This window comes from Streptomyces sp. S063, from assembly GCF_002832675.1.
Taxonomy (GTDB): domain Bacteria; phylum Actinomycetota; class Actinomycetes; order Streptomycetales; family Streptomycetaceae; genus Streptomyces; species Streptomyces sindenensis.
The window spans coordinates 3,283,376-3,305,149 of record NZ_CP021707.1 but is presented as its reverse complement, the minus strand read 5'-3'; the positions used below and the strand labels follow the sequence as shown (position 1 = coordinate 3,305,149).

The 21,774-nt window shown below is 71.9% G+C and carries 19 protein-coding genes, 1 tRNA gene and 1 pseudogene; 14 read left to right on the top strand and 7 right to left on the bottom strand.

What is annotated here, in order from left to right:
* The first annotated feature begins 118 nt into the window (after window positions 1-118).
* From cysS to CCZ36_RS14970, 3 genes are all read left to right on the top strand, one after another.
* Window positions 119-1,519: a cysteine--tRNA ligase gene (gene cysS, locus CCZ36_RS14980; RefSeq protein ID WP_069739784.1), complete on the top strand. Its 1,401-nt coding sequence runs from the start codon at window positions 119-121 to the stop codon at window positions 1,517-1,519.
* 120 nt (window positions 1,520-1,639) lie between these two features.
* Window positions 1,640-2,596, top strand: coding sequence for a 23S rRNA (guanosine(2251)-2'-O)-methyltransferase RlmB (gene rlmB, locus CCZ36_RS14975; RefSeq protein WP_069739785.1), 957 nt, complete (start codon window positions 1,640-1,642; stop codon window positions 2,594-2,596).
* 170 nt (window positions 2,597-2,766) lie between these two features.
* Window positions 2,767-4,404: a DoxX family membrane protein gene (locus CCZ36_RS14970; protein ID WP_237302669.1), complete on the top strand. Its 1,638-nt coding sequence runs from the start codon at window positions 2,767-2,769 to the stop codon at window positions 4,402-4,404.
* An 85-nt stretch (window positions 4,405-4,489) separates the two neighbouring features.
* Here CCZ36_RS14970 and CCZ36_RS14965 read toward each other — a convergent pair whose 3' ends face one another.
* The 4 genes from CCZ36_RS14965 to CCZ36_RS14950 all read right to left on the bottom strand — a co-directional run bounded on the left by CCZ36_RS14965 (window position 4,490) and on the right by CCZ36_RS14950 (window position 8,242).
* Window positions 4,490-5,206 (bottom strand): nucleotidyltransferase family protein, encoded by a 717-nt coding sequence (locus CCZ36_RS14965; protein WP_128817844.1) that lies wholly within the window; start codon window positions 5,204-5,206, stop codon window positions 4,490-4,492.
* Between the two features lie 96 nt (window positions 5,207-5,302).
* Entirely contained in the window at window positions 5,303-5,716 is a 414-nt protein-coding gene (locus CCZ36_RS14960; RefSeq protein ID WP_069739788.1) for a hypothetical protein, read from the bottom strand.
* Window positions 5,717-5,949: 233 nt separating this feature from the next.
* On the bottom strand, window positions 5,950-7,086 hold the full coding sequence (locus CCZ36_RS14955) for an ABC transporter ATP-binding protein (protein ID WP_128817843.1): 1,137 nt from the start codon (window positions 7,084-7,086) through the stop codon (window positions 5,950-5,952).
* Between the two features lie 469 nt (window positions 7,087-7,555).
* Window positions 7,556-8,242, bottom strand: coding sequence for an RNA-guided endonuclease InsQ/TnpB family protein (locus CCZ36_RS14950; protein WP_237302668.1), 687 nt, complete (start codon window positions 8,240-8,242; stop codon window positions 7,556-7,558).
* A 153-nt stretch (window positions 8,243-8,395) separates the two neighbouring features.
* Here CCZ36_RS14950 and CCZ36_RS14945 point away from each other — a divergent pair.
* Window positions 8,396-8,469 (top strand) — tRNA-Thr (locus tag CCZ36_RS14945).
* A 137-nt stretch (window positions 8,470-8,606) separates the two neighbouring features.
* On the top strand, window positions 8,607-9,641 hold the full coding sequence (locus CCZ36_RS14940; protein ID WP_128817842.1) for a helix-turn-helix domain-containing protein: 1,035 nt from the start codon (window positions 8,607-8,609) through the stop codon (window positions 9,639-9,641).
* A 74-nt stretch (window positions 9,642-9,715) separates the two neighbouring features.
* On the opposite strand, the gene CCZ36_RS14935 is transcribed toward CCZ36_RS14940, so the two are convergent.
* The gene (locus CCZ36_RS14935) at window positions 9,716-10,036 is read right to left on the bottom strand and encodes a hypothetical protein (protein WP_128817841.1); all 321 of its coding nucleotides are present in this window, start codon (window positions 10,034-10,036) and stop codon (window positions 9,716-9,718) included.
* 294 nt (window positions 10,037-10,330) lie between these two features.
* Between CCZ36_RS14935 and CCZ36_RS14930 the strand changes: the two genes are divergently transcribed.
* The 7 genes and pseudogenes from CCZ36_RS14930 (at window position 10,331) to CCZ36_RS14905 (ending at window position 16,987) form a co-directional block, all read left to right on the top strand.
* A complete protein-coding gene (locus CCZ36_RS14930) occupies window positions 10,331-10,855 on the top strand; it encodes a toxin-antitoxin system HicB family antitoxin (protein ID WP_128817840.1) in 525 nt (174 codons plus the stop codon).
* Window positions 10,856-10,974: 119 nt separating this feature from the next.
* Window positions 10,975-11,865 carry a DUF4097 family beta strand repeat-containing protein gene (locus CCZ36_RS14925; RefSeq protein ID WP_128817839.1) on the top strand — a complete coding sequence of 297 codons (891 nt, stop codon included), beginning with the start codon at window positions 10,975-10,977 and terminating at the stop codon, window positions 11,863-11,865.
* Window positions 11,866-11,906: 41 nt separating this feature from the next.
* A complete protein-coding gene (locus tag CCZ36_RS14920; protein WP_128817838.1) occupies window positions 11,907-12,911 on the top strand; it encodes an ATP-binding cassette domain-containing protein in 1,005 nt (334 codons plus the stop codon).
* Window positions 12,908-13,699 (top strand): ABC transporter permease, encoded by a 792-nt coding sequence (locus tag CCZ36_RS14915; protein WP_069742413.1) that lies wholly within the window; start codon window positions 12,908-12,910, stop codon window positions 13,697-13,699. The genes CCZ36_RS14920 and CCZ36_RS14915 overlap by 4 nt, the downstream gene beginning before the upstream one ends.
* 125 nt (window positions 13,700-13,824) lie before the next feature.
* Window positions 13,825-13,980, top strand: a pseudogene (locus CCZ36_RS36955) (PAS domain-containing protein); the annotation flags it as partial.
* 424 nt (window positions 13,981-14,404) lie between these two features.
* Entirely contained in the window at window positions 14,405-15,319 is a 915-nt protein-coding gene (locus CCZ36_RS14910; protein WP_069742421.1) for an AurF N-oxygenase family protein, read from the top strand.
* 9 nt (window positions 15,320-15,328) lie between these two features.
* Complete coding sequence (locus CCZ36_RS14905; protein ID WP_069739801.1) at window positions 15,329-16,987, top strand: FAD-dependent oxidoreductase; 1,659 nt, start codon at window positions 15,329-15,331, stop codon at window positions 16,985-16,987.
* A gap of 186 nt (window positions 16,988-17,173) precedes the next feature.
* Here the strand turns inward: CCZ36_RS14905 and CCZ36_RS14900 are convergent, their stop codons facing one another.
* The gene (locus tag CCZ36_RS14900; RefSeq protein ID WP_128817837.1) at window positions 17,174-18,640 is read right to left on the bottom strand and encodes an MFS transporter; all 1,467 of its coding nucleotides are present in this window, start codon (window positions 18,638-18,640) and stop codon (window positions 17,174-17,176) included.
* Between the two features lie 152 nt (window positions 18,641-18,792).
* On the opposite strand from CCZ36_RS14900, the gene CCZ36_RS14895 reads away from it, so the two are divergent.
* Window positions 18,793-19,239, top strand: a complete 447-nt coding sequence (locus tag CCZ36_RS14895; protein WP_006125600.1) for a MarR family winged helix-turn-helix transcriptional regulator — start codon at window positions 18,793-18,795, stop codon at window positions 19,237-19,239.
* An 83-nt stretch (window positions 19,240-19,322) separates the two neighbouring features.
* Here the strand turns inward: CCZ36_RS14895 and CCZ36_RS14890 are convergent, their stop codons facing one another.
* Window positions 19,323-20,723, bottom strand: a complete 1,401-nt coding sequence (locus CCZ36_RS14890; protein ID WP_128817836.1) for an NAD(P)/FAD-dependent oxidoreductase — start codon at window positions 20,721-20,723, stop codon at window positions 19,323-19,325.
* Window positions 20,724-20,836: 113 nt separating this feature from the next.
* Here CCZ36_RS14890 and CCZ36_RS14885 point away from each other — a divergent pair, with 113 nt between their 5' ends.
* The gene (locus CCZ36_RS14885) at window positions 20,837-21,748 is read left to right on the top strand and encodes an aminoglycoside phosphotransferase family protein (RefSeq protein ID WP_128817835.1); all 912 of its coding nucleotides are present in this window, start codon (window positions 20,837-20,839) and stop codon (window positions 21,746-21,748) included.
* Window positions 21,749-21,774: the final 26 nt, after the last annotated feature.

The window sequence follows — 21,774 nt, the reverse complement described above, 5'->3', positions numbered from 1 at the left end:
CCCTCGTACGGCCGGAAAACGCTCTCCGGGGAGCCCGGAACCATCCCGGTACCAGAAAGTTGTCCCCGCGATCCCCAAGGGTCGCGGGGCACTGGTGTCGGCCTACTACCCTTGAGGCGTGACTATTCGCCTGCACGACACCAGCGCCCGGCAGATCCGTGACTTCGTCCCGCTCACCGCGGGCTGTGTCTCGATCTACCTCTGTGGCGCCACCGTCCAGGCGGCACCGCACATCGGCCACATCCGCTCGGGTCTGAACTTCGACATCATGCGCCGCTGGTTCACCTACCGCGGCTACGACGTCACGTTCATCCGGAACGTCACCGACATCGACGACAAGATCATCGCGAAGTCCGCCGAACAGGGCCGCCCGTGGTGGTCCATCGGCTACGAGAACGAGCGCGCGTTCAACGACGGCTACGACGTGCTCGGCTGCCTGCCGCCCACCTACGAGCCCCGCGCCACCGGTCACGTCCCCGAGATGATCGAGATGATGCGCGGCCTGATCGAGCGCGGTCACGCCTACGAGGCCGACGGCAACGTCTACTTCGACGTGCGCTCCCTCCCCGGCTACCTGGAGCTCTCCAACCAGGAGCTGGACGATCTGCGCCAGCCCTCCGGCGAGGGCGAGACCGGCAAGCGCGACCCGCGCGACTTCGCCATGTGGAAGGCCGTGAAGCCGGGCGAGCCCAGCTGGGAGACCCCGTGGGGCCGGGGCAGGCCCGGCTGGCACCTGGAGTGCTCCGCGATGGCCCACAAGTACCTGGGCTCCGCCTTCGACATCCACGGCGGCGGCATCGACCTGATCTTCCCGCACCACGAGAACGAGATCGCCCAGGCCAAGGCCTACGGCGACACGTTCGCCAACTACTGGGTGCACAACGGCTGGGTCACCCTGGCCGGCGAGAAGATGTCGAAGTCACTGGGCAACTCCGTCCTCGTCGGCGAGATGGTCAAGCACTGGCGCCCCATCGTCCTGCGCTACTACCTCGGCACCCCGCACTACCGGTCCATGATCGAGTACAGCGAGGACGCCCTGCGCGAGGCCGAGTCCGCGTTCGCCCGCATCGAGGGCTTCCTCCAGCGGGTCACCGAGAAGGTGGGGGAGACCGTCGCCCCCGCCGCCGAGGTCCCGCCCGCCTTCGCCGACGCGATGGACGAGGACCTGGGCGTCCCGCAGGCGCTGGCGATCATCCACACCACCGTCCGCCAGGGCAACAGCGCACTGGCCGCCGACGACAAGGAAGCCGCCGCGGCCCGCTTCGCCGAGGTCCGGGCCATGCTCGGCGTCCTCGGCCTGGACCCCCTCGACCCGCAGTGGGCGGGCGAGGACGACCGGGGCGAGGATCTGCACGGCGTCGTCGACACCCTCGTGCGCCTCGTCCTCGACCAGCGGCAGTCGGCCCGCGCCCGCAAGGACTGGGCCGCCGCCGACGCCATCCGCGACCAGCTGGGCCAGTCCGGCCTCGTCGTCGAGGACAGCCCCACCGGGCCCCGGTGGACGCTGGGACCGCGCTGAGCGCACCCTCTGAGCAGGGCAATGGTGCCGCCCGGCGATCCGGGCGGCACACTGATGAGACGTACACGATCTGCATCTGCATGCGGATCGCAGAGTTACAGGAACAGGTAGGTCAAGGTCATGGCCGGGAACAGCCAGCGCAGGAACCGCCGCACGTCCAACAAGAAGGGCGCGCAGGTCGGCAGCGGTGGCAAGCGACGCCGTGGCCTGGAGGGCAAGGGCCCGACCCCGCCCGCCTCCGCCCGCAAGGGGCACAAGAAGAACCGGGTCGCCAACGCCCAGGCCAAGCAGGCAGCCGCCCGCCGCCCCGCACCCCGCCGCGGCGGCGCCAAGGGCACCTCGGAAATGGTCGTCGGCCGCAACCCGGTCTACGAGGCCCTGCGCGACGGCGTCCCCGCCGTGACGCTGTACGTCCAGCAGTACATCGACAACGACGAGCGCGTCCGCGACGTCCTCAAGCTCGCCGGCGACCGCGGCAACATCAACCTGATGGAGGCCCCGCGCCCCGAGCTGGACCGGATGACGAACGGCCTGAACCACCAGGGCCTCGTCCTCCAGGTCCCGCCGTACGAGTACGCGCACCCGGACGACCTGCTCGCCGCCGCCGACGACAACCACGAGGACCCGCTGATCGTCGCGCTCGACGGCGTGACCGACCCGCGCAACCTCGGCGCCATCGTCCGCTCCGTCTCCGCGTTCGGCGGCCACGGCGTCGTCGTCCCCGAGCGCCGCGCGGCCGGCATGACCGCCGGAGCCTGGAAGTCCTCCGCCGGCACGGCGGCCCGCACCCCCGTCTCCCGGGTCACCAACCTCACCCGCGCCCTGGAGGGCTACCAGAAGGCGGGCCTCACGGTCGTCGGCCTGGCCGCCGACGGCGAGCACACGGTGGAGGACCTGGAAGAGCTGAACGGCCCGGTCGTCATCGTCATCGGCAGCGAGGGCAAGGGCCTCGGCCGCCTCGTCGGCGAGACCTGCGACTACCGGGTGCGGATCTCGATGCCGGGCGGCGCCGAGTCGCTCAACGCCGGTGTCGCCGCGGGCATCGTGCTGTACGAGGTGGCCCGCCGCCGCGCCTAGGACGCCTCGGACGTACGGCGTTCGCCCGTCGACAGGCCCGCCCGCCGGGCGAGTCGACGCGCGAACGCCGAACATCCATCCCGGATGCCCGAGTTTGGCCTGATCTTGACGGGTCTCGGACACATCCGGTGCGGTCGAGGCAGTGTCCTAAACACACATCACTCGGTTAGATGAGTGTGGACACCAGAACGCCTCGGTTCGACGAGCAACCCGCCCTGAGCATGACCAAGGTGGACAGCGACCCCGCGCAGGTCATCGTCAACCACGCCAGCTTCCGGGTGCAGCTCGCCCCGGGCCAGCGCGCACGGCTGCGCGGTGCCCCCGCGGAAACGGCCCGCATCCCCGCCATGAGCGGCGCCGGCGGCGGCCGCAGGCGGGCACCCGTCGTCTGGAGCGGCAAGTCCGCCCCCGGCGACCCCGGCGCTACGGGCCTCCTCCAGGCCGTGCGCAACTCCACCGCCGGACACCTCGACGCCGGACTCGGCGCGGCCCCCGGCGGCGGGCTCGGCCACGAAGCGGGCGTGACCCAGGTCATCCCGCTCCTGGAGGAGACGCAGCCCAACCCCGTACTGACCGCCCCCCACCCACCGGGACGCACCGGCCCCCTGCTGCCGCCCATGCGGCAGGCCGTCGGCGCGTACGACGACCCGCTCGACGCACCCGAAGGCTCCGGCGACGACTACGACGCCGACTCCCCGGACTCCGCCGAAGCCGCCGACACCCGCGCCCGTCGCGGGACGGGCGACCCCGTCCGGCACGCCTACTACCCCGGCCACCGGATGAACCTGGGCGTCGTCCTGCTCCCCATGCGGGTCCTCCTCGGCTTCATCTCGATCTACGCCGGCATGGGCAAGCTGTGCGACCCCGTCTACTTCGACGGCGGCGAACGCGGCTCGATGGTCACGTGGCTGACCTCCCTGCACCCGTGGGCGGTCGCCGAACCCCTGCGCGACTTCGCGCTCTCCCACCCGGTCGGCGCCGGACTGACCGTCGCCTTCCTCCAGGTCGTCGTCGGCGTCCTCACCGTCCTCGGCCTCTGGCAGCGGGTCGCCGCCGCGTTCGGCGCCGTGCTCTCCGCCGCACTGCTGGTGACGGTCAGCTGGCGCCAGGTCCCGGTGTACGACGCCCCCGACATCATCCTGCTGGCCGCCTGGAGCCCACTGATCATCGCGGGCGCCCCCGTCTACTCCATCGACGGCCGCCTCGCCGGAGAGGCCTGGCGCAAGCTCGGCCCCCGCTCGGAGATCTGGGACCTGCGCCGGTGGGTCCTGCGCCGGGGCACCGTCGCCGCGACCGTCGTCATCGGCCTCACCCTCCTCATCGGCTCCATCCTCGGCGGCGCCGTCCGCTCCACCGAGGTCGTCACCGTCCCCGGCCGCAACGACAACCCCACCAACCGCCTCCCCGGCATGCCCCTGCCCCAGGAGTCCACCGGCGAAGGCCAGGCCTCCCGTACGCCGGAGCAGGAGCGTCGCCCGGAGCCCAGCCGCTCCGGCACGGCCACCACCCCCGCCACCGGCCAGGTCACCCCGGGCGCGACCCGCGACTCCGGCGGCCAGAACGCCGGTTCGGGCACCCAGCCCAGCGAGACCCAGGGCACCGGCCAGGAGCCCCCGCAGCAGTCCACCCCGCAGCAGCCCCCGGCCGCCACCAGCGCCGGACCCACCTCCTCCGGCTCCACCGGCGGCGACGACTCCTCCTCCGGCGGCGGCGGCGAACCGGCGCCCACCGGCGGCTCGACCTCCTCCGGCGGCGAGGGGTCGACCTCGGGCGGCGGCCGCAACCCCATCGGCGGCCTCCTCGGCTGACCCGTACGACAACGGCAAGGGCGGCGCCCACCGGTTTCTCCCACCGGTCGGGCGCCGCCCTTCGTGTGCCTGCGTACGACGGCTGTCAGGCGCCTTGGGACCCCAGCTCGCGGGCCGCCTCGGTGAGGTCCTTCGCGGTGTCGATGGCCCGCCAGTACGCCCCGTTCGGCAGCGGATACCCGGCCAGTCGGCGCTCACGCGCGAGCCGGGGGAACGTGGTCCGCTCATGGTCGCCGCGGTCCGGCAGCAGCTTCGTGAACGCCGGCGAGAACACGTACACCCCGGCGTTGATCAGATACGGGGACGGCGGCGACTCGATGAAGTCCGTGATGTGCCCGAACGCGTCCGTCTCCACCGCACCCCACGGGATGCGCGGCCGGGCCAGGGCAAGGGTGGCGGTGGCATCGCGCTCCGCGTGGAAGGCGGCCATCTCCCGCAGGGAGAAGCGCGTCCAGATGTCGCCGTTGGTGGCGTACCAGGGCTGCTCAGGATCAGGCAGCCGCCCGGCCGCGTACTTCAGCCCGCCGCCGCGCCCCAGCGGCTCGGTCTCCACGACGGTGGTCACCCGGAGCGGCAGCACGGCCCCCTCCAGCCACTCCTGGAGCACCTCGGCCAGATGCCCGCAGGAGACCACGGCGTCGGTGACCCCCTCGGCGGCCAGCCAGGACAGCTGATGGCCGATGATCGGAGTCCCGGTCCCGGGGATCTCGACCATCGGCTTGGGGCGGTCGTCGGTGTACGGCCGCAGCCGCGACCCCTGGCCACCGGCAAGGATCACGGCCTGCGTCGGATACGTATGCATGGCAGGCACGATATGCGGTGCCCGCCGACAGGAGGCGGCTGCGCTGCGCGCGCGACCGCCTCCCGGGCTCAGCTTCCGGGGCTGAACCTCCCGGGCTCAGCTGAACTGGGCGACGCCGGAGGCGAAGGAGGTGTCGCAGACCGGCCGGGAGAAGCGGTGCGCCCGGGTCGGGCCGTACTGCTCGACGGCCGCCTTGCCGAGCGCCTTCGCGATCGACATGCAGTGACGTGCGAGCGACGGGCGCTGCTCGACGGCCCGCTGGAGACCGGTGAGGGCGGCGCCCGGGTCCTTCTCCTGGAGCTCCACGAGCAGCTTCTCGCGCAGGACGTCCTGCGGGGCGTGCGGCTTCGCGGGCTTGGACACGGTCTCCGAGGAGGCGGCCAGCAGCTGGGAGTCCTTGTCCGACGCCGCCCACGGAACGCTGGTGACCGCGAGGGTCCCGGACAGAACCATGACGACGGGCAGGACGAGAGCGAGGGATCGGCCGATGCGGCGCGCGGTGTGGGTCACGCAGCGAGCGTAGCGGCCGGTGATGACTTGGCGACAATTTGTCACCCTCGCGGGGGATGGTTCGACGCGCCCTTTCGAATACGAGGTTGACGGATCGGGGTGAAATGCCCAGTGTGCCAGGGTATTTGGCGCCGCTCGGTTCCGAAACCCAAACCCGCCGGGACCACGCAAACGGCCCCGCGGCCGCCGGGCGTTGCCGGAGGGCGCGGGGCCGTGCGTACGGCGGGGGCGGGTCAGTTGGTGAGCCGCTCGCCGGTGGAGGTCGCGAAGACATGCAGCTCGTCCGGGCGCGGGACGACGTGCAGCTCGGTGCCCTTCTCCGGGACGGCCCGGCCGCCGACACGGACGACCAGGTCCTTGTGCTCGCCGCCGACCTGCGTGGAACCGTAGACGAAGCCGTCGGCGCCGAGCTCCTCGACGACGTTGACGGCGACGGCGAGACCGGCCGGCTCGTCCGACGTGTCCTTGGTCAGCGACTTCGCGGCGGCGCCACCGTGCTCGACGATGTCGAAGTGCTCGGGCCGGATGCCGACCGTGACGGTGGTGTCACCGCGGTCCGCGGCGGCGGAGAGCGCCTCGCGGGAGACCGGAACCACGCTGTTGCCGAACTTCACACCGCCGTCGGTGATCGGGAGCTCGACGAGGTTCATCGCGGGCGAGCCGATGAAGCCGGCGACGAAGAGGTTGGCCGGGCGGTCGTACATGTTGCGCGGCGAGTCCACCTGCTGGAGCAGCCCGTCCTTCAGCACCGCGACCCGGTCACCCATGGTGAGGGCCTCGACCTGGTCGTGGGTGACGTACACCGTGGTGATGCCGAGACGGCGCTGCAGCGAGGCGATCTGCGTACGGGTGGAGACACGGAGCTTGGCGTCGAGGTTCGACAGCGGCTCGTCCATGAGGAAGACCTGCGGCTCCCGCACGATGGCCCGGCCCATCGCCACACGCTGACGCTGACCACCGGAGAGCGCCTTCGGCTTGCGGTCCAGGTACTCGGTGAGGTCCAGCATCTTGGCGGCCTCTTCGACCTTCGCCCGGATCTCGGTCTTGTTCACACCGGCGATCTTGAGCGCGAAGCCCATGTTGTCCGCGACGGTCATGTGCGGGTAGAGCGCGTAGTTCTGGAACACCATGGCGATGTCCCGGTCCTTCGGCGGCAGGTGCGTGACATCGCGGTCACCGATACGGATCGCGCCGCCGTTGACGTCCTCAAGACCCGCGAGCATGCGCAGGGAGGTCGACTTGCCACAACCGGAGGGGCCGACGAGGACGAGGAACTCACCGTCCGCGATGTCGATCTCGAGCTGGTCCACGGCCGGCTTCGTGGAGCCGGGGTAGACGCGGGACGCCTTGTCGAACGTGACACTGGCCATGATGGATCTTCTCCTCAACCGGCAGGAACGTGCCGGACGATCCGAGTAGGGAGTGGTCTGGTCCACAGACGCGAACCTGCCGTGACGCTACCTGGCGTTCATGTGTTCTGTCAGTACCTGTTGGGTGACGAAAACGACCCGGCAGCCCGCGGAAGAAGAGCCAGAGCACCGAACTTTTGACCCGCCCCGCGGCTTGCGGGGCTTCCTGCTTCGGCGTCCACCGCCAACAGGACATCGCCCTGAGGGCGATACCCCGCCGGTCTCACACGGACTCCACAGGCCTTGCGACCGACGGCCCGTCGGTCCGACGCACACTGTCTCGTGTATCCCTGATCCGACTACGCCGTCAGCACCACATCTGACATCTCGGACGCCTTGATCATCGAAGGCATGGCCCGCCCGGGCGGCAGAGCGGAGGCCGTCAGCTGGTACAACCGCATCCCTTCCTCCCGCAGATTCCGCGCCGCGTTCACATCTCGGTCGTGCCTCGTGCCGCACCCACCGCACGCGCCCGGTCCCGGCTCACGATCAGCTTCACCGGCAGCACGCCCGCCGGAAGCGGACGGGACCAGCGGATACGCAGCGGCCCGGACTGCTTGGCCAGGGCGATCAGCCCCGTACCCGGCCGCTCCGGGTCCTCCGCCCAGCGGAAGCCTGAACGCACGTAGGTCGCGGAGTCCCGGGAACGGCCCTTCCTCTTACGCTTCGGCTGTCTCCCCGAGCCCTGGAAGAACCGCCCGAACGCGGCGCCGAGATGGCGGAGCGCCTGCTGGAGCACGGCGGAGGAAATCTCCTGCAGCCAGCGTGTCTCCTCGGCGTTCCGCCAGCCTGTGAGCGCCCGGCAGGAGTCGGCATGACCGAAGGACACTCGGTGCTCGCGCCATGCCTTGTCCCGCAGGGCGAGGCCCTCGTTGTAAGCCCAGCGGCAGGCGCCGAAGGTCTTGACCAGTTGGTCGGCCTGCGCGGGGGTGGGGTAGCAGCGGTAGCGGTAGACACGCTGGTGGGTGTCAGCCCCTGGAGTCCGCCGCTGCATCGGCACGGCCATCCGCTGCTGATGCTTGATCCGGTCGGGAACGCCAAGCACCTCGCGCTTGAGGAGCTTGGCCTCCGCGCCGGTGACGCGGATCGGCTTTTCCCTCCCTGCGGCCTCGACCACGGCCCTTCCCTCTGTCCGATATTCGGATGGCACTGCAGTGCGTTCAACGAACAGGTGAGTGGGAGGTTACGGCTGCCCCATATGCATGCCCGTGGGGGAGCGGGGCTGTGTAGAGTTGTGACGTCTTGGCGCGCGTCTGCGGCGTGTGTCCTTGCCTCCTTAGCTCAGCTGGCCAGAGCGCCGCCCTTGTAAGGCGGATGTCGTCGGTTCGAATCCGACAGGGGGCTCACCGTGAAGCCCGGGTCGGATGTCCTCCGACCCGGGCTTCTTCGCTGTGCGACGCGTGCCCGTTTAGTCCTTGTTCAGTGGTTCCTCATCGCGATGCCCCAGGCTCGCACTGAGCCGACTCCATGGGGGGAACCACATGCTCCGCATCCACTTCGACGACGCGGATCTGGCCAGGACCCGACTCGCCCCCGCCCCCGATCCCCTGTTCGAGGTCGCCGCGAGCATGCACCGGCTGCAGTCCGGCCGGGGCCGCTGGGCGTATGCCGGGTGGTATCGGGCGGCGCGGCGGGAGCTGCGGGAGCAGGGGTTGGAGCGGGCCCTGCGGCGGGTGTTGTTGCCCATGTATCCCAGGGCCGCGTATTACCCGGACTTTCTCACCCCGGCCACCGGGGTGGAGGGTCTGGAAGCGGGGCTGGAGGCGTTGCTGGCCACGCCGGCGGAGCGGGTCGCGGAGGAGGTCGGCATGCTGGACCGGCTCATCGGGGCGCCGGGGTGGGCCGGGCGGCTGGCCGAGCAGGACGTGCGGCAGGAGTTCGTGGGGGTGCTGCGGGCCTATTACGGTGCCGTCGTCGTGCCGCACCAGGAGCGGATCCAGGCGCGGATCGAGGCTGAGCGGGCGGTGCGGGGGCGGGGGCTGCTGCACGGTGGGGTCGAGGGCATGCTCGCGGGGCTCGGGGCCATGTTCCGGTGGTGTCCGCCGGTGCTGGAGGTGGCGTATCCGCGGCAGACGCGGGACCGGGATCTGTATCTGAACGGGCGTGGGCTGACCCTTGTCCCCTCGTATTTCAACTGGGGTGAGCCGGTCGCGTTCGCTGATCCGGGGCTGCCGCCGGTGCTCTGGTACTCGTTGCTCCACGAGCCGGCGGGGCGTCCCTTGCGGGAGGAGGATCCTGAGCGGTCTCTGGTCCATCTGCTCGGCCGGGCCCGGGCGGTCGCCCTGCGGGTGGCGGCCGGTGGTGCCACGACGGGGGAGATCGCCCGGGCGGCCGGGGTTTCGGCGTCCAGTGCCAGTCGGCATGCGACGGTGCTGCGTGACGCGGGGCTCCTGACGACCGCCCGCATGGGGCCGGCCGTTCTGCATACGCTCACCCCTGCCGGTGCGTCTGTTCTGCGTGCGGCTCGGAGTGCGGCGGGCGAGGCGGCTGAGGGCGGGCGCGTTGAGCTGAGCTGAGCTGAGCTGACGGGTCTGGTCGCGTCGGCGTTCAGGGGGCCCTGTCCACTCCGGCGGGGGGCGAAGAGCGGTGTTCAGGTGCGTTTCGGGACGCCGATGGTCAGTTCCACTTCGTCCTCCTTCCGGGCGATCGCCTCGACGGTCCAGGTGATGTCGTGGATGGGGGTGCCGGCCGCGGTGGTGTAGGCGGCGACCGTGAGGGCCGGGCCTGTCGGGGGCTCGGTGTGGAGCTCTGCCGCGGTGGCCGCTCCGTCGGACAGGCGCAGGTGGACCTCGATCGGCTCCGGGGCCGCCGCGAAGGCTGCTGGGTGGGGCAGCCCCTGGAGGCGGCAGCGCGCGCCCGGGAACAGGTGGGTGTGCGTGCAGAGGGCGAGGTAGGTCTTGGGGTGGGGCATGTGGGGGGGCCTCCGGGGCGGCGCTGGGGCTGAGGTGGTGGGAGGGGGCGGGCTTAGCGTCGCGTGCGGGCGCTTGTCGTCAGTACATCCGGTTCGGTGGCGGGGCTGGGTGTGCCACGCGGAGGCGCGCGTGTGCCGAGGTGGTGTCACGTGTGGTGCCATCTTGGGGCTGTGGGGTGTCTTTGTGGCGTCACGGTGCGGCTGGTGGTCGAGTGTGTGCAGGTCAGGGGCCTCTTTGAGGGTGATGTGCCAAAGTGGCTCGACGTGGTGCCATTCATGTGCCATGATGGCGTCATGGACCTCACCCCCTACGTCGACAACCTCCGGCGGGAACTCGCCGTCGCCGCGGATGCCGGCGGTGACGAAGCCCGCGCCCTTGCCGAGCGGCTCAGCGCTCCCCTGGAGTCCGCTGCCCGGCTGACCCTGCTCAACGTGCTCTCCGCGGCCATGAGCGACGTCACCCGGGAGCTGGCTCCCGGCTCGGTCGACGTACGGCTGCGCGGGCTCGATCCCGAGTTCGTGGTGACACCGCCGCCGGTGTCCGAGCCGGTGCGGGAGGAGCGGGAGCCCGTGGTGGCTCCCGTCGTGGCGGCGCCGCCCGCCGCGGAGACCGACGACGGCACCATGGTCCGGATCAACCTCCGCCTCCCCGCCCATCTCAAGGGCCGCGCCGAGGGTGCGGCGGCGGAGGAGGGGCTGTCGGTCAACGCCTGGCTCGTACGGGCCGTGTCCGTCGCCCTCGACGGCGGGGGGCGCGCGAGCGCACCGGGCCGGGGCAAGGACTCGGGCGGTCGCGGTTTCACCGGCTGGGTCCGTTAGCGGCCGCCACTTCGCGCCTCACCCCCTTCTTCACCGGCGGATCGCCGATCCGGCCGACGTTCCCCATCGATCACCACTGATCGCTCATCAACTCACCGAGCCAAGAGGACGGGACAGCCATGCCTTCTTTCGATACCCCTGAGCCCATCTCCGTCGTCGTCGAGCTGGACGCCGGTACCGCCCGGATCGCCGCCGGCAAGCGCACCGACACGGTCGTCGAGGTGCTGCCGGGCAATGGAGCCGACCAGGACGACGTACGCGCCGTGCGGCAGACCCAGGTCACCTGCTCGGGCGGTCGCCTCACCGTCAGGACCCCGAAGAAGCGGACCTTGTTCGGCAAGCCGGGCTCCGTCGTGGTGAGCATCGAACTGCCCGCCGGCTCCGATGTGCGGGGCGCCTCCGCCCTGGGCGGCTTCTTCTGCGAAGGGCCCCTCGGCGAGGTGCGGCTGAAGACCTCGCTCGGTGACCTCCAGGTGGATGAGGCGGCCCTCGTCGAGCTCTCCACCGACCACGGCGATCTCCGCCTGGGGCGCTGCACCGGGAGCGCCGAGGCCGTCGGCTCGGGCCGGGTCGAGATCGGGTCGGTCGCCGGGGCCGCGGTCGTCAAGAACGGCAACGGTACGACCGAGATCGACGAGGTCGGCGGGGAGCTGAGGGTCAACGCGGCCAACGGCGACATCTCGGTGGGCGTCGCGCACGGCGATGTCGTCGCCAAGTCCGCCAACGGCCGGATCGAGATCGGCGTCGCCCACGCGGGGGTGGAGGCGACGTCCTCCAACGGCCGCATCCGGGTCGGCGACGTGATCCGCGGGCGGATCGCCCTGCGGACGTCGGTCGGCGACCTCGAAGTGGGCATCCACGAGGGCACCGCCGCCTGGCTGGACCTGAACCCCAGGTTCGGCACCGTACGCAACTCGCTCGGCGCCGCCGCCGGTCCCGAGGACTCCGACGAGACCGTCGAGGTGCACGCCCGCAGTGGGGCCGGCGACATCACCGTCCGCCGCGCCTGACCCCGCCCCGCTCCACTCACCGCTTGCGAAAGGGAACCAGCATGACTGTCACCCGGGCCTCCGCGCCGCGTGCCGCCCAGGCCGCGCCGCAGGCGATCAGCGCCACCGGACTGCGCAAGTCCTACGGCGACAAGGTCGTGCTCGACGGCATCGACCTGTCGGTGCCGCAGGGCACCGTGTTCTCCCTGCTCGGTCCGAACGGCGCGGGCAAGACCACCGCCGTCAAGATCCTCTCCACGCTCATCGCCGCCGACGCCGGTGAACTGAGCGTCGGGGGACACGACCTGGCCACCGATCCGCAGGCCGTGCGGGCCGCGATCGGGGTCACGGGGCAGTTCTCGGCCGTCGACGGGCTGATCACCGGCGAGGAGAACATGCTGCTGATGGCGGACCTGCACCATCTGTCCAGGCGTGAGGGGCGGCGGGTGGCCGCCCGGCTTCTGGAGCGTTTCGATCTGGTGGAGGCGGCGAAGAAGCCCGCCGCCGGCTACTCCGGCGGCATGAAGCGCCGTCTGGACATCGCCATGACGCTGGTCGGCGGGCCCCGGATCATCTTCCTCGACGAGCCGACCACCGGCCTGGACCCGCGCTCCCGCCACACCATGTGGGGCATCGTCCGTGAGCTGGTCGCCGACGGTGTGACCGTCTTCCTCACCACCCAGTATCTGGAGGAGGCCGACGAGCTGGCCGACCGCATCGCCGTTCTCAACGACGGGAGGATCGCCGCCGAGGGCACTGCCGAAGAGCTGAAGCGGATCGTCCCGGGCGGGCACGTCAAGCTCCGCTTCACCGACCCGGACGGCTACCGGTCCGCCGCCTCCGCCCTGCGCGATGCCGTGCGCGACGACGAGGCGCTGGCGCTCCAGATCCCCAGCGACGGCAGCCAGCGCGAACTGCGCTCCGTCCTCGACTGGCTGGACTCGGTCGGTGTCGAGGCGGACGAGCTGACCGTGCACACGCCCGATCTGGACGACGTCTTCTTCGCCCTCACCGGCTCCGCCACCGCCCCCGCCCGGAACGACCAGCCGAAGGAGAACGCCCGATGAGCTCGCTCACCCTCGCCGTCCGCGACACGAACACCATGCTGCGCCGCAACCTCCTGCACGCCCGCCGCTACCCCTCCCTCACCCTCAACCTGCTCCTCACACCTGTCATGCTCCTGCTGCTTTTCGTCTACATCTTCGGCGATGTGATGAGCGCGGGCATCGGCGGCGCGGGGGCCGACCGCTCCGCGTACATCGCCTACATCGTGCCGGGTCTGCTGCTGCTGACCATCGGCTCCACGGTGGTCGGGACCGCGGTGTCCGTCTCCAACGACATGACCGAGGGCATCATCGCCCGCTTCCGCACGATGGCCATCCACCGCAGCTCGGTGCTCGTCGGACATGTCGTCGGCAGCGTGCTCCAGAGCGTGCTGAGCGTGGTCGTGGTCGGCGCGGTCGGCGTCGCCATCGGCTTCCGGTCCACCGACGCCACGGTCCTGGAGTGGCTGGCCGCGTTCGGGCTGCTCGTGCTCTTCTCCGCCGCCCTCACCTGGATCGCCGTCGGCATGGGCCTGATCAGCCCGAACGCGGAGGCGGCCAGCAACAATGCCCTGCCGATGGTGCTGCTCCCGATGCTGTCCAGCGCCTTCATCCCGGTGGAGACGATGCCGGGCTGGTTCCGGCCGATCGCGGAGTACCAGCCCTTCACCCCGGCGATCGAAACCCTGCGCGGCCTGCTGCTCGGCACCGAGATCGGCCACAACGGCTGGCTGGCCGTCGGCTGGAGCGTCGGTCTGGTGGTCCTCGGCTACTTCTGGTCGACCGCGAAGTTCGCGCAGGACCCCCGGTAGCCGGCCGGCCGGGCCGCCCGCGCGGGCGGTACGCCAGGGCAGGTACGGGGGCTCGTCAAGGCACTCCTGAAGATCCGGATCACCCCGCTCTCCCCAGGGAGCGGGGTGCTTCGGGGCTCGACGCGCTGCCCGACGGCCTCGTCCTCGTCGACGGCAACGGCACGGTCGTCAGCGCCGACTCCATCGCCTTGGCCCTCTTCGAAACACCCGGTACGGCGCTCGTCGGGCGCGGACTGCTGGATCTGCTGCCGGACTTCGACCGGCGGCAGGTGCCGGGTACCGCCACCGGCCTCGCGGCCGGACCCGCTTCGGGCTCCGCCGGGACCGGCACGTGGATGCGGGCAGGAGCTGGAGCTGGGGCCTGCCGGGACCCCGCCCGCTGAGAGCCGAGAAGGACACGGGGCCGGGACCGCGCGGGGAGGGCAGTGGGGCGGGACGCGGGGAGGGGCGCGCAGGGGCTGGGTGGCTCGAAGGGTGAAGTCCCCTTGCTCCGTGCGGAGATGTGCGGAGATGTGGTGAGGTCCCGGGCCGATTTCTACCGAGGGGTAGGCGGCTCGGGATCCTTGTTATACCTTGCGTCTAACAAGCGGGTGGGTGCCCGGCCGGTGTCAGGCTCCGGCGCGGCCGCCCCGTACGGCAGGGCCGTCGCCGTCCGCGTCCCCACCACGATCAAGGATCACCGCACTCGACCCAAGGAGCCGCAGCATGGCCGGCAGCACCGTTCCGTCGAAGGTCCAGGAAAGTCCCGAGGGTGACGACGTCGCGCGGCGGCTGCTCGGTTCGGCCGCGCAACTGGCGTACGACCCGGCCACCGAGGTGGACTGGGAGACGCCGCTGGACAAGGAGTTCCACGGCGCGAGCCCGGAGTGGAGCAGTCTCTACGGGACCGCCTACTGGGGCGAGTTGACCGAGGCACAGCGCAAGGAACTGACCCGGCAGGAGGCGGCCTCGGTCGCCAGCACCGGGATCTGGTTCGAGATGATCCTCCAGCAGATGGTGCTGCGGGACATCTACATGAAGAACCCGGCGGGCGCGGAGTTCCAGTGGGCGCTCACCGAGATAGCCGAGGAGTGCCGCCACTCGATCATGTTCGCGCGCGGTGCGCAGAAGCTGGGCGCACCCCACTACCGGCCGCGCCGCGCGGTGATGGAGCTGGGCCGGGCGTTCAAGACGCTGGCGTTCGGCGAGGCGGCGTACGCGGCGATCCTCGTCGCCGAGGAGGTCCTCGACGTGATGCAGCGGGACTGGATGCGCGACGAGCGGGTCGTGCCGTTCGTCCGCACCATCAACAACATCCATGTGGTGGAGGAGTCCCGGCACATGAAGTTCGCCCGGGACGAGACCCTCAAGCGGCTGGCGGGCGCGGGGTGGGCGCGGCGGCAGATCAACGCGTTCGTCGTCGCCGTCGCCTCGTACTTCATCGTGACCAGCATGGTGAACCCGGAGGTCTACCGGCAGGCCGGCCTCGACAAGCGGCGCGCGCTGGCCGCCGCCAAGGCCAATGAGCACCACAAGTCGATGATGCGGTCCAGCTGTTCGGGGCTGATGGACTTCCTCGCCTCCGCCCGTCTGCTCACCAAGCCCGCCCTCGCGTTCTACAAGCGCGCGAACCTGATCTGAGCCGGGGCCATGACCTACGCCATCACCCAGACCTGCTGCAACGATGCCACCTGCGTGGCCGTGTGCCCGGTCAACTGCATCCATCCGACGCCGGAGGAACGCGCCTTCGGCTCCACGGAGATGCTGCACATCGACCCCCGGGCGTGCATCGACTGCGGGGCCTGCGCGGACGCCTGCCCGGTGGACGCGATCTTCCCGGTGGACTCGCTGTCCGCCGGGCAGCGGGAGTACGCGGACATCAACGCCGCCTATTACGAGGGCGCCGAACCACCCGCGGCCGAGGTCGAGGGGCCGAACTTCCACGCCTGGGGCGAGCCGGTCTTCGAGCGGAGTCTGCCGTCCGACTTCGGGCCGCTGCGGGTGGCCGTCGTCGGCACCGGGCCCGCCGGGATGTACGCGGCACAGGACCTGTTGCTGCACACCGCCGCCGAGGTGACCCTGATCGACCGGCTGCCGGTGGCGGGCGGGCTCGTCCGGTACGGGGTGGCCCCCGACCACCCCGCGACGAAGAAGGTCGGCGACACCTTCTCCCGCTTCCACTCCCACCCCCGGGTCCGGATGCACCTGGGGATCGAGGTGGGCCGGGACGTCACGGCCGAGGAGCTGTCGGCCCACCACGACGCCGTGATCTACGCGGTCGGCGCCTCCACGGACCGGCGGCTCGGGGTGCCGGGGGAGGAGCTGCCCGGCTGTCTGTCGGCGACCGCGTTCGTCGCCTGGTACAACGCCCACCCGGAGGCCGTCGCGCAGGGCGTCGACCTCTCCGCCGAGCGGGTCGTCGTGGTCGGCAACGGCAATGTGGCCCTCGATGTCGCCCGGATCCTGGTCGCCGACCCGGAGGCACTCGCGGCCACCGACATCGCCGCCCACGCCCTGGACGCGCTGCGGGCGAGCCGGGTCCGGGAGGTCGTGGTGCTGGGGCGGCGGGGCCCGGAGGACGCCGCGTACACCCGTTCCGAACTCCTCGCGCTGAAGCATGTGCCGGGCGTGGAACTGGTGGTGGACGACCACGATCCGCGGACGGCGGCGGCGATCGAGGCGGCCGGGGCGGGCGACCGGGCCGGGGTGCTCAAGGGGCTCGCCCGGGCCCGGACGGACGCCGCGTCCCCCGCGGGCGGTGAGCGCCGGATCGTGCTCCGCTTCCACTCCGAGGTCGTGGAGATCCCGGGCGAGGGCGGCGGAGTGCGCTCCGTACGCGTCACGGACGGCGGCGGCACGGTGGACCTGAGTGCCGGGCTGATGCTGCGGGCCATCGGATACCGCGGGATCCCGGTCCCCGGGCTGCCGTTCGACGAGGCGTCGGGCACCGTCCCGCACCAGGGCGGCCGGGTGGCCGGGCTGCCCGGCAGCTATGTGGTCGGGTGGATCAAGCGGGGACCGTCCGGCGGGATCGGCGCCAACCGCACCTGCGCGGCCGAGACGGTCGGCACGCTCCTGGCCGACGCGGTCGCCGGAGAGCTGCCCGCGCCGAAGGGCGACGCCAAGGCGTTCCGGCGGCTCGCCCGGCAACGCAACCGCCGGGTCGTGGACGCCCGGGGTCTGGCTGCGATCGACCGCGCCGAACGGGACCGGGGGCGGCGCGACGGCCGGCCCCGGGTGAAGCTCGCCACCGTCGAGGAGCTGGTGGCCACGGCGAGATCGGGACGGTTGCTGCGACTGACCCGGTGACCCGGCGGGGTGACCCGGCGGCGCGGTGGCCCGGTGGCCCGGTGAGCCGGTGGTTCGTGGCCCGCTGACCTCCGGTCCCGCCGCCCTCATGTCCGTACGCCCGTATCGGCGGCGCGACAAGTGCGGCCCGGGGCAAGGCAGTTCCGGCCGCCTTGCCCCGGCCGGCACGCCGTGGGAGGGGGCCGCTCAGGCCTTGGTCCGCGTCTCCTCCGGCACAGCCGCCGGTCCGGTGGCGGCGGGCCGGAGCGTCGCGGGCGCCGGGCGTACGGGGATGAGCGCGGCGACGACCGCGGCGGCGAGGCCGATCCCGCAGCCGATCAGCATCGCGGCCCGGAAGCCGTCCTCGGAGGGCAGCGGGAAGCCGCCGAAGTCCGTGGTCATCCGGGCCAGGACCACGCCGATCACCGCCGCCGCGAACGACGTGCCGATCGAGCGCATCAGGGCGTTGAAGCTGTTCGCCGACGCGGTCTCGGACTGCGGCACCGCGCCCATGATGAGCGCGGGCATGGCCCCGTACGCGAAGCCGACGCCCGAGTTGCAGACGAGGGTGACGACCAGCAGGCTCCACGGGGAGTCCGAGCCGATCAGCGGTACGGACAGGCCGTAGCCGACGGCGATGAGCAGGCTGCCGACGGCCAGGGTGACCTTCGGGCCCTTGGCCGCGGACAGCTTCGCGCCGACCGGGGACATCGCCATCATCATCAGGCCCGCCGGGGCCATCCACAGGCCCATCGCGAGCATCGACTGCCCCATGCCGTACCCGGTGGCGCCGGGCAGCTGGAGCAGCTGGGGCACGACGAGGGACTGGGCGTACATCGCGAAGCCGACCAGGATCGAGGCGGTGTTCGTCATCAGGACCTGGGGGCGGGCCGTGACGCGCAGGTCGACCAGCGGGTCGGTCAGCCGCAGCTCCCACCAGCCCCAGGCGGGCAGCAGCACCACCACGGCGGCGAAGAGCGCGAGCGTCGTCGCGCTGCCCCAGCCCCAGTCGGCGCCCTTGGAGACGGCGAGCAGCAGGCAGATCAGGGCGGCGCCGAGGCCGACGGCCCCGGGCAGGTCGAAGCGTCCGGACCGGGCGGCCGGGCGGTCCCCGGGGACCAGGGCCAGGATCAGCGCGCCGACCGCGAGGGCCAGCACGGCGACCACCCAGAACAGCACCCGCCAGCTGCTGTTCTCCGCGATGGCGGCGGCGAACGGCAGGCCCAGCGCGCCGCCCACGCCCATCGAGGCGCTCATGATCGCGATGGACGGGCCGAGCTTCTCGGCCGGGACCACGTCGCGCAGCAGGCTGATGCCGAGCGGGACCACACCCATGCCGAGGCCCTGGAGGCCGCGTCCGGCGATCATCGGGACCACGGAGGAGGACAGGGCGCAGACCGTCGAGCCGAGGACCAGCGGGACGAGCGAGAGCAGCAGCATGCGCCGCTTGCCGTACATGTCGCCGAGCCGGCCGGCGACGGGCGTGGCCACGGCGGCCGCGAGCAGGGTGGCGGTGATGACCCAGGACGCGTTGGACGCGGAGGTGTCGAACAGCTTCGGCAGCTCCGCGATCAGCGGCACCACCAGGGTCTGCGTGAGCGCTGCCACGATCCCGGCGAAGGCCAGGATGCCGACGACGGCTCCCGGGCGGGCTGCGGGGGGTGAACTCTCCACGGGTACTGCTCTCCCTCTTGCCCTTCCGGGCGGTTCGTCGGCCGATGTGCCTTCGGTGTTCGACTATGCAAGATACATGCAATATGTATCGTGCATAGTTAATGCATAGTGCACATCTATCGTGATAGTTCTGGTCGACGAAGGAAGAGCGCGTGGACAAGCCCATCGACCGGATCGAGCGCGAGACCATGCTGCTCGGCCGGTACATGCATCTGCTGACCCCGCGTGTGGAGTGGCGGCTCGACCGCAGCGCCTACATCCTGCTGAGCCGGATCCAGGTCGAGGGCCCCATGTCCATCGGCCAGCTCAGCGAGGCCTTCGGTCTCGACGCCTCCACGCTCAACCGGCAGACCGCCGCGATGCTGCGGGCCGGGGTCGTCGAGCGCATCCCGGACCCCGACGGCGGCATCGCCCGCAAGTTCGCCATCACCGACGAGGGCGAGCGCCGCCTCGACAACGACCGGACCAGGAATCTGGCGGGCCTCGCGAAGGTCCTCGCGGACTGGACCCCGGAGGAGGCCGAGCAGCTCGCCGCCTCCCTCAGCCGGCTGAACCTCTCCATCGAACGTCTCGACGGGCGGCCCTGGCCCCGCGACTGAGGCCGGGCCCGGGCGTCAGTCGCGTACGAGAACGGCCCCAGTGGCGTACGGGAACGGCCTCAGTGGCGTACGGGAACACGGCCTCAGTGGCGGCCCGCGATGCGGTCCGCCGCCTTCGCGAGGGGGTCCGTGCCGGGGCGCGGCGAGGCCGTCTCGCGGCGGTCGGCGGCGCGGTAGGCCGCGTACATGCCGTGGACGCCGAGCCAGCGGAAGGGTTCGGGCTCCCAGCGGCGGACCTTGTGGTTCACCCACGGCAGCGCGGTGAGGTCGGTGGGGCCGGCCTGGCCGGAGTCCTGCTGGATCAGGTCGCGCAGGGTGCGGGCGGCGAGGTTGGCGGTGGCGACGCCGGAGCCGACGTAACCGCCCGCGTATCCCAGGCCGGTCGACCGGTCGAGCGTGACGGTGGCGCACCAGTCGCGCGGGACGCCGAGGACGCCCGACCAGGCGTGGGCGATGGGGACGCCGGCCGTGATGGGGAAGAGCCGCACCATGAGGTCGCGCAGGGCGGTGACGGTGGAGGCCTGGGTGCGGCCGTCGTTGTCGGTGGCCGAGCCGAAGCGGTACGGGTAGCCGCGGCCGCCGAGGGCGATGCGGTCGTCGGCGGTGCGCTGGGCGTAGAAGTAGGCGTGGGCCATGTCGCCGAGGGTCTCGCGGCCCTGCCAGCCGATCGCGTCCCAGACCCGGGCGGGCAGCGGCTCGGTGGCGATCATGGAGGAGTTCATCGGGAGCCAGGTGCGCTTCTGGCCCTTGAGGCTCGCGGTGAAGCCCTCGGTGCAGCGCAGGACGTACGGGGCGCGGACCGTGCCGTACGGGGTGACGGCGTGCTTGGGCTTGATCTCGGTGACCGGGGTCGACTCGTGGATGGTGACGCCGAGCGCCTCCACCGCGGCGGCGAGGCCCGTGACCAGCTTCGCCGGGTGCAGCCGGGCGCCGTGCGGGGTCCAGGTGGAGCCGACGGCCCCCGTGACCCGGACGCGCTCGGCCGTCTCGCGGGCGCCGCGCAGGATCCGGTCCGTCTCCCCGAAGGCGATCTCGACGCTGTGGAAGTCCTTCAGGCGGGCGAGCTGCGCCGGGGTGTGGGCCACCTCCAGGACGCCGCCCTGGTGGATGTCCGCGTCGATCTTCTCCTCGGCGGCGGTCCTGACGACCTCGCCGACGGTCTCGTTCATCGCCTTCTGGAGCCGTACGGCGGCGTCGTGGCCGTGCAGCTCGGCGTACCGGTCGCGGCCCGCGATGCCGTTGTACAGCCAGCCGCCGTTACGGCCGGAGGCCCCGTACCCGCAGAACTTGGCTTCCAGGACGGTGATGTTGAGGAAGGGGACGGCCTTCTTCAGGTAGTACGCCGTCCAGAGGCCGGTGTAGCCGCCGCCGACGATGCAGACGTCGACGTTCGTGTCGCCGGGGAGCGGTTCGCGCGGGGCGGGGGTGCCCTCCTGCGCGTACCAGAACGATATGCCGCCGACGACGGTACTGACGGTGCTCATGATGCCCCTGGTGTCCCTGTCCGGTGAGATGCCGAGCGTACGTGTGGCGGGACGTTACTGCGCGCGGGGCCGTTTCGTCTCCCGCCGCCCGGCCCGTCCCTAGGATCGGTGGCGTGATCGAGATTCCGGACGAGTTGGCCGCCACCCGGTCCGCCTTCGACGGGGCCGCCGGGCGGGCCTTCGTCGCCGCCCTGCCGGACCTCGCCGAGCGATGCCTGGAGCGGTGGGGGCTGAGGCCTGACGGCCCGTCCATGTACGGGATGTGCGCCCTGGTCCTGCCGGTGGTGCGGGAGTCGGACGGGCGGCCCGCGGCCTTGAAGCTTCAGGCGGTGGACGAGGAGACGGCGGGCGAACCGGTCGCGCTGAGGGCGTGGGGCGTCGCGGGCGCCGGGGCGGTGGAACTGCTCGACCACGACCCGGAGAGCGGTGCGCTGCTGCTGGAACGGCTCGACGAGCGGCGGCCGTTGTCCGGCGAGGCCGATGTGCGGGGCGCGGTGACGGCGCTCGGCGCGGTGCTGGCCCGGCTGGTGGCGGTGCCCGCGCCCGAGGGGCTGCGCACGCTGGGCGAGGTGGTGGAGCGGATGCTCGCGGCGGTGCCGGAGCGGGTGGGCCTGCTGGCCGACGCGGCGGACCGGCGGCTGCTGGTCGACTGCGCGGCGGCGGTGCGGGAGGTCGCGGGGGAGCCGGGGGACCGGCTGCTGCACTGGGACCTGCACTACGACAACGTCCTGGCCGGGCGCGCGGACGCGGGGCGGGCGGGGGAGTGGATCGCGCTCGACCCGAAGCCGCTGGCGGGGGACCCGGGCTTCGAGCTGTTCCCGGCGCTGGACAACCTCTTCGACGCGGAGGAGGTGGTGTGGCGGTTCGACGCGCTGACGGAGGCGCTGGGCCTGGAGCGCGAGCGGGCACGGGCCTGGACGCTGGGCCGGGTGCTCCAGAACGGGCTGTGGGGGGCCGCGGAGGGGAAGGCCCGGCTGGCCCCCGACCACGCGGAGATCGCGCGCCGGCTGCTGGGGCGCGCCTGACCGGTTCGCCGGGCCCCGCCCGTCCG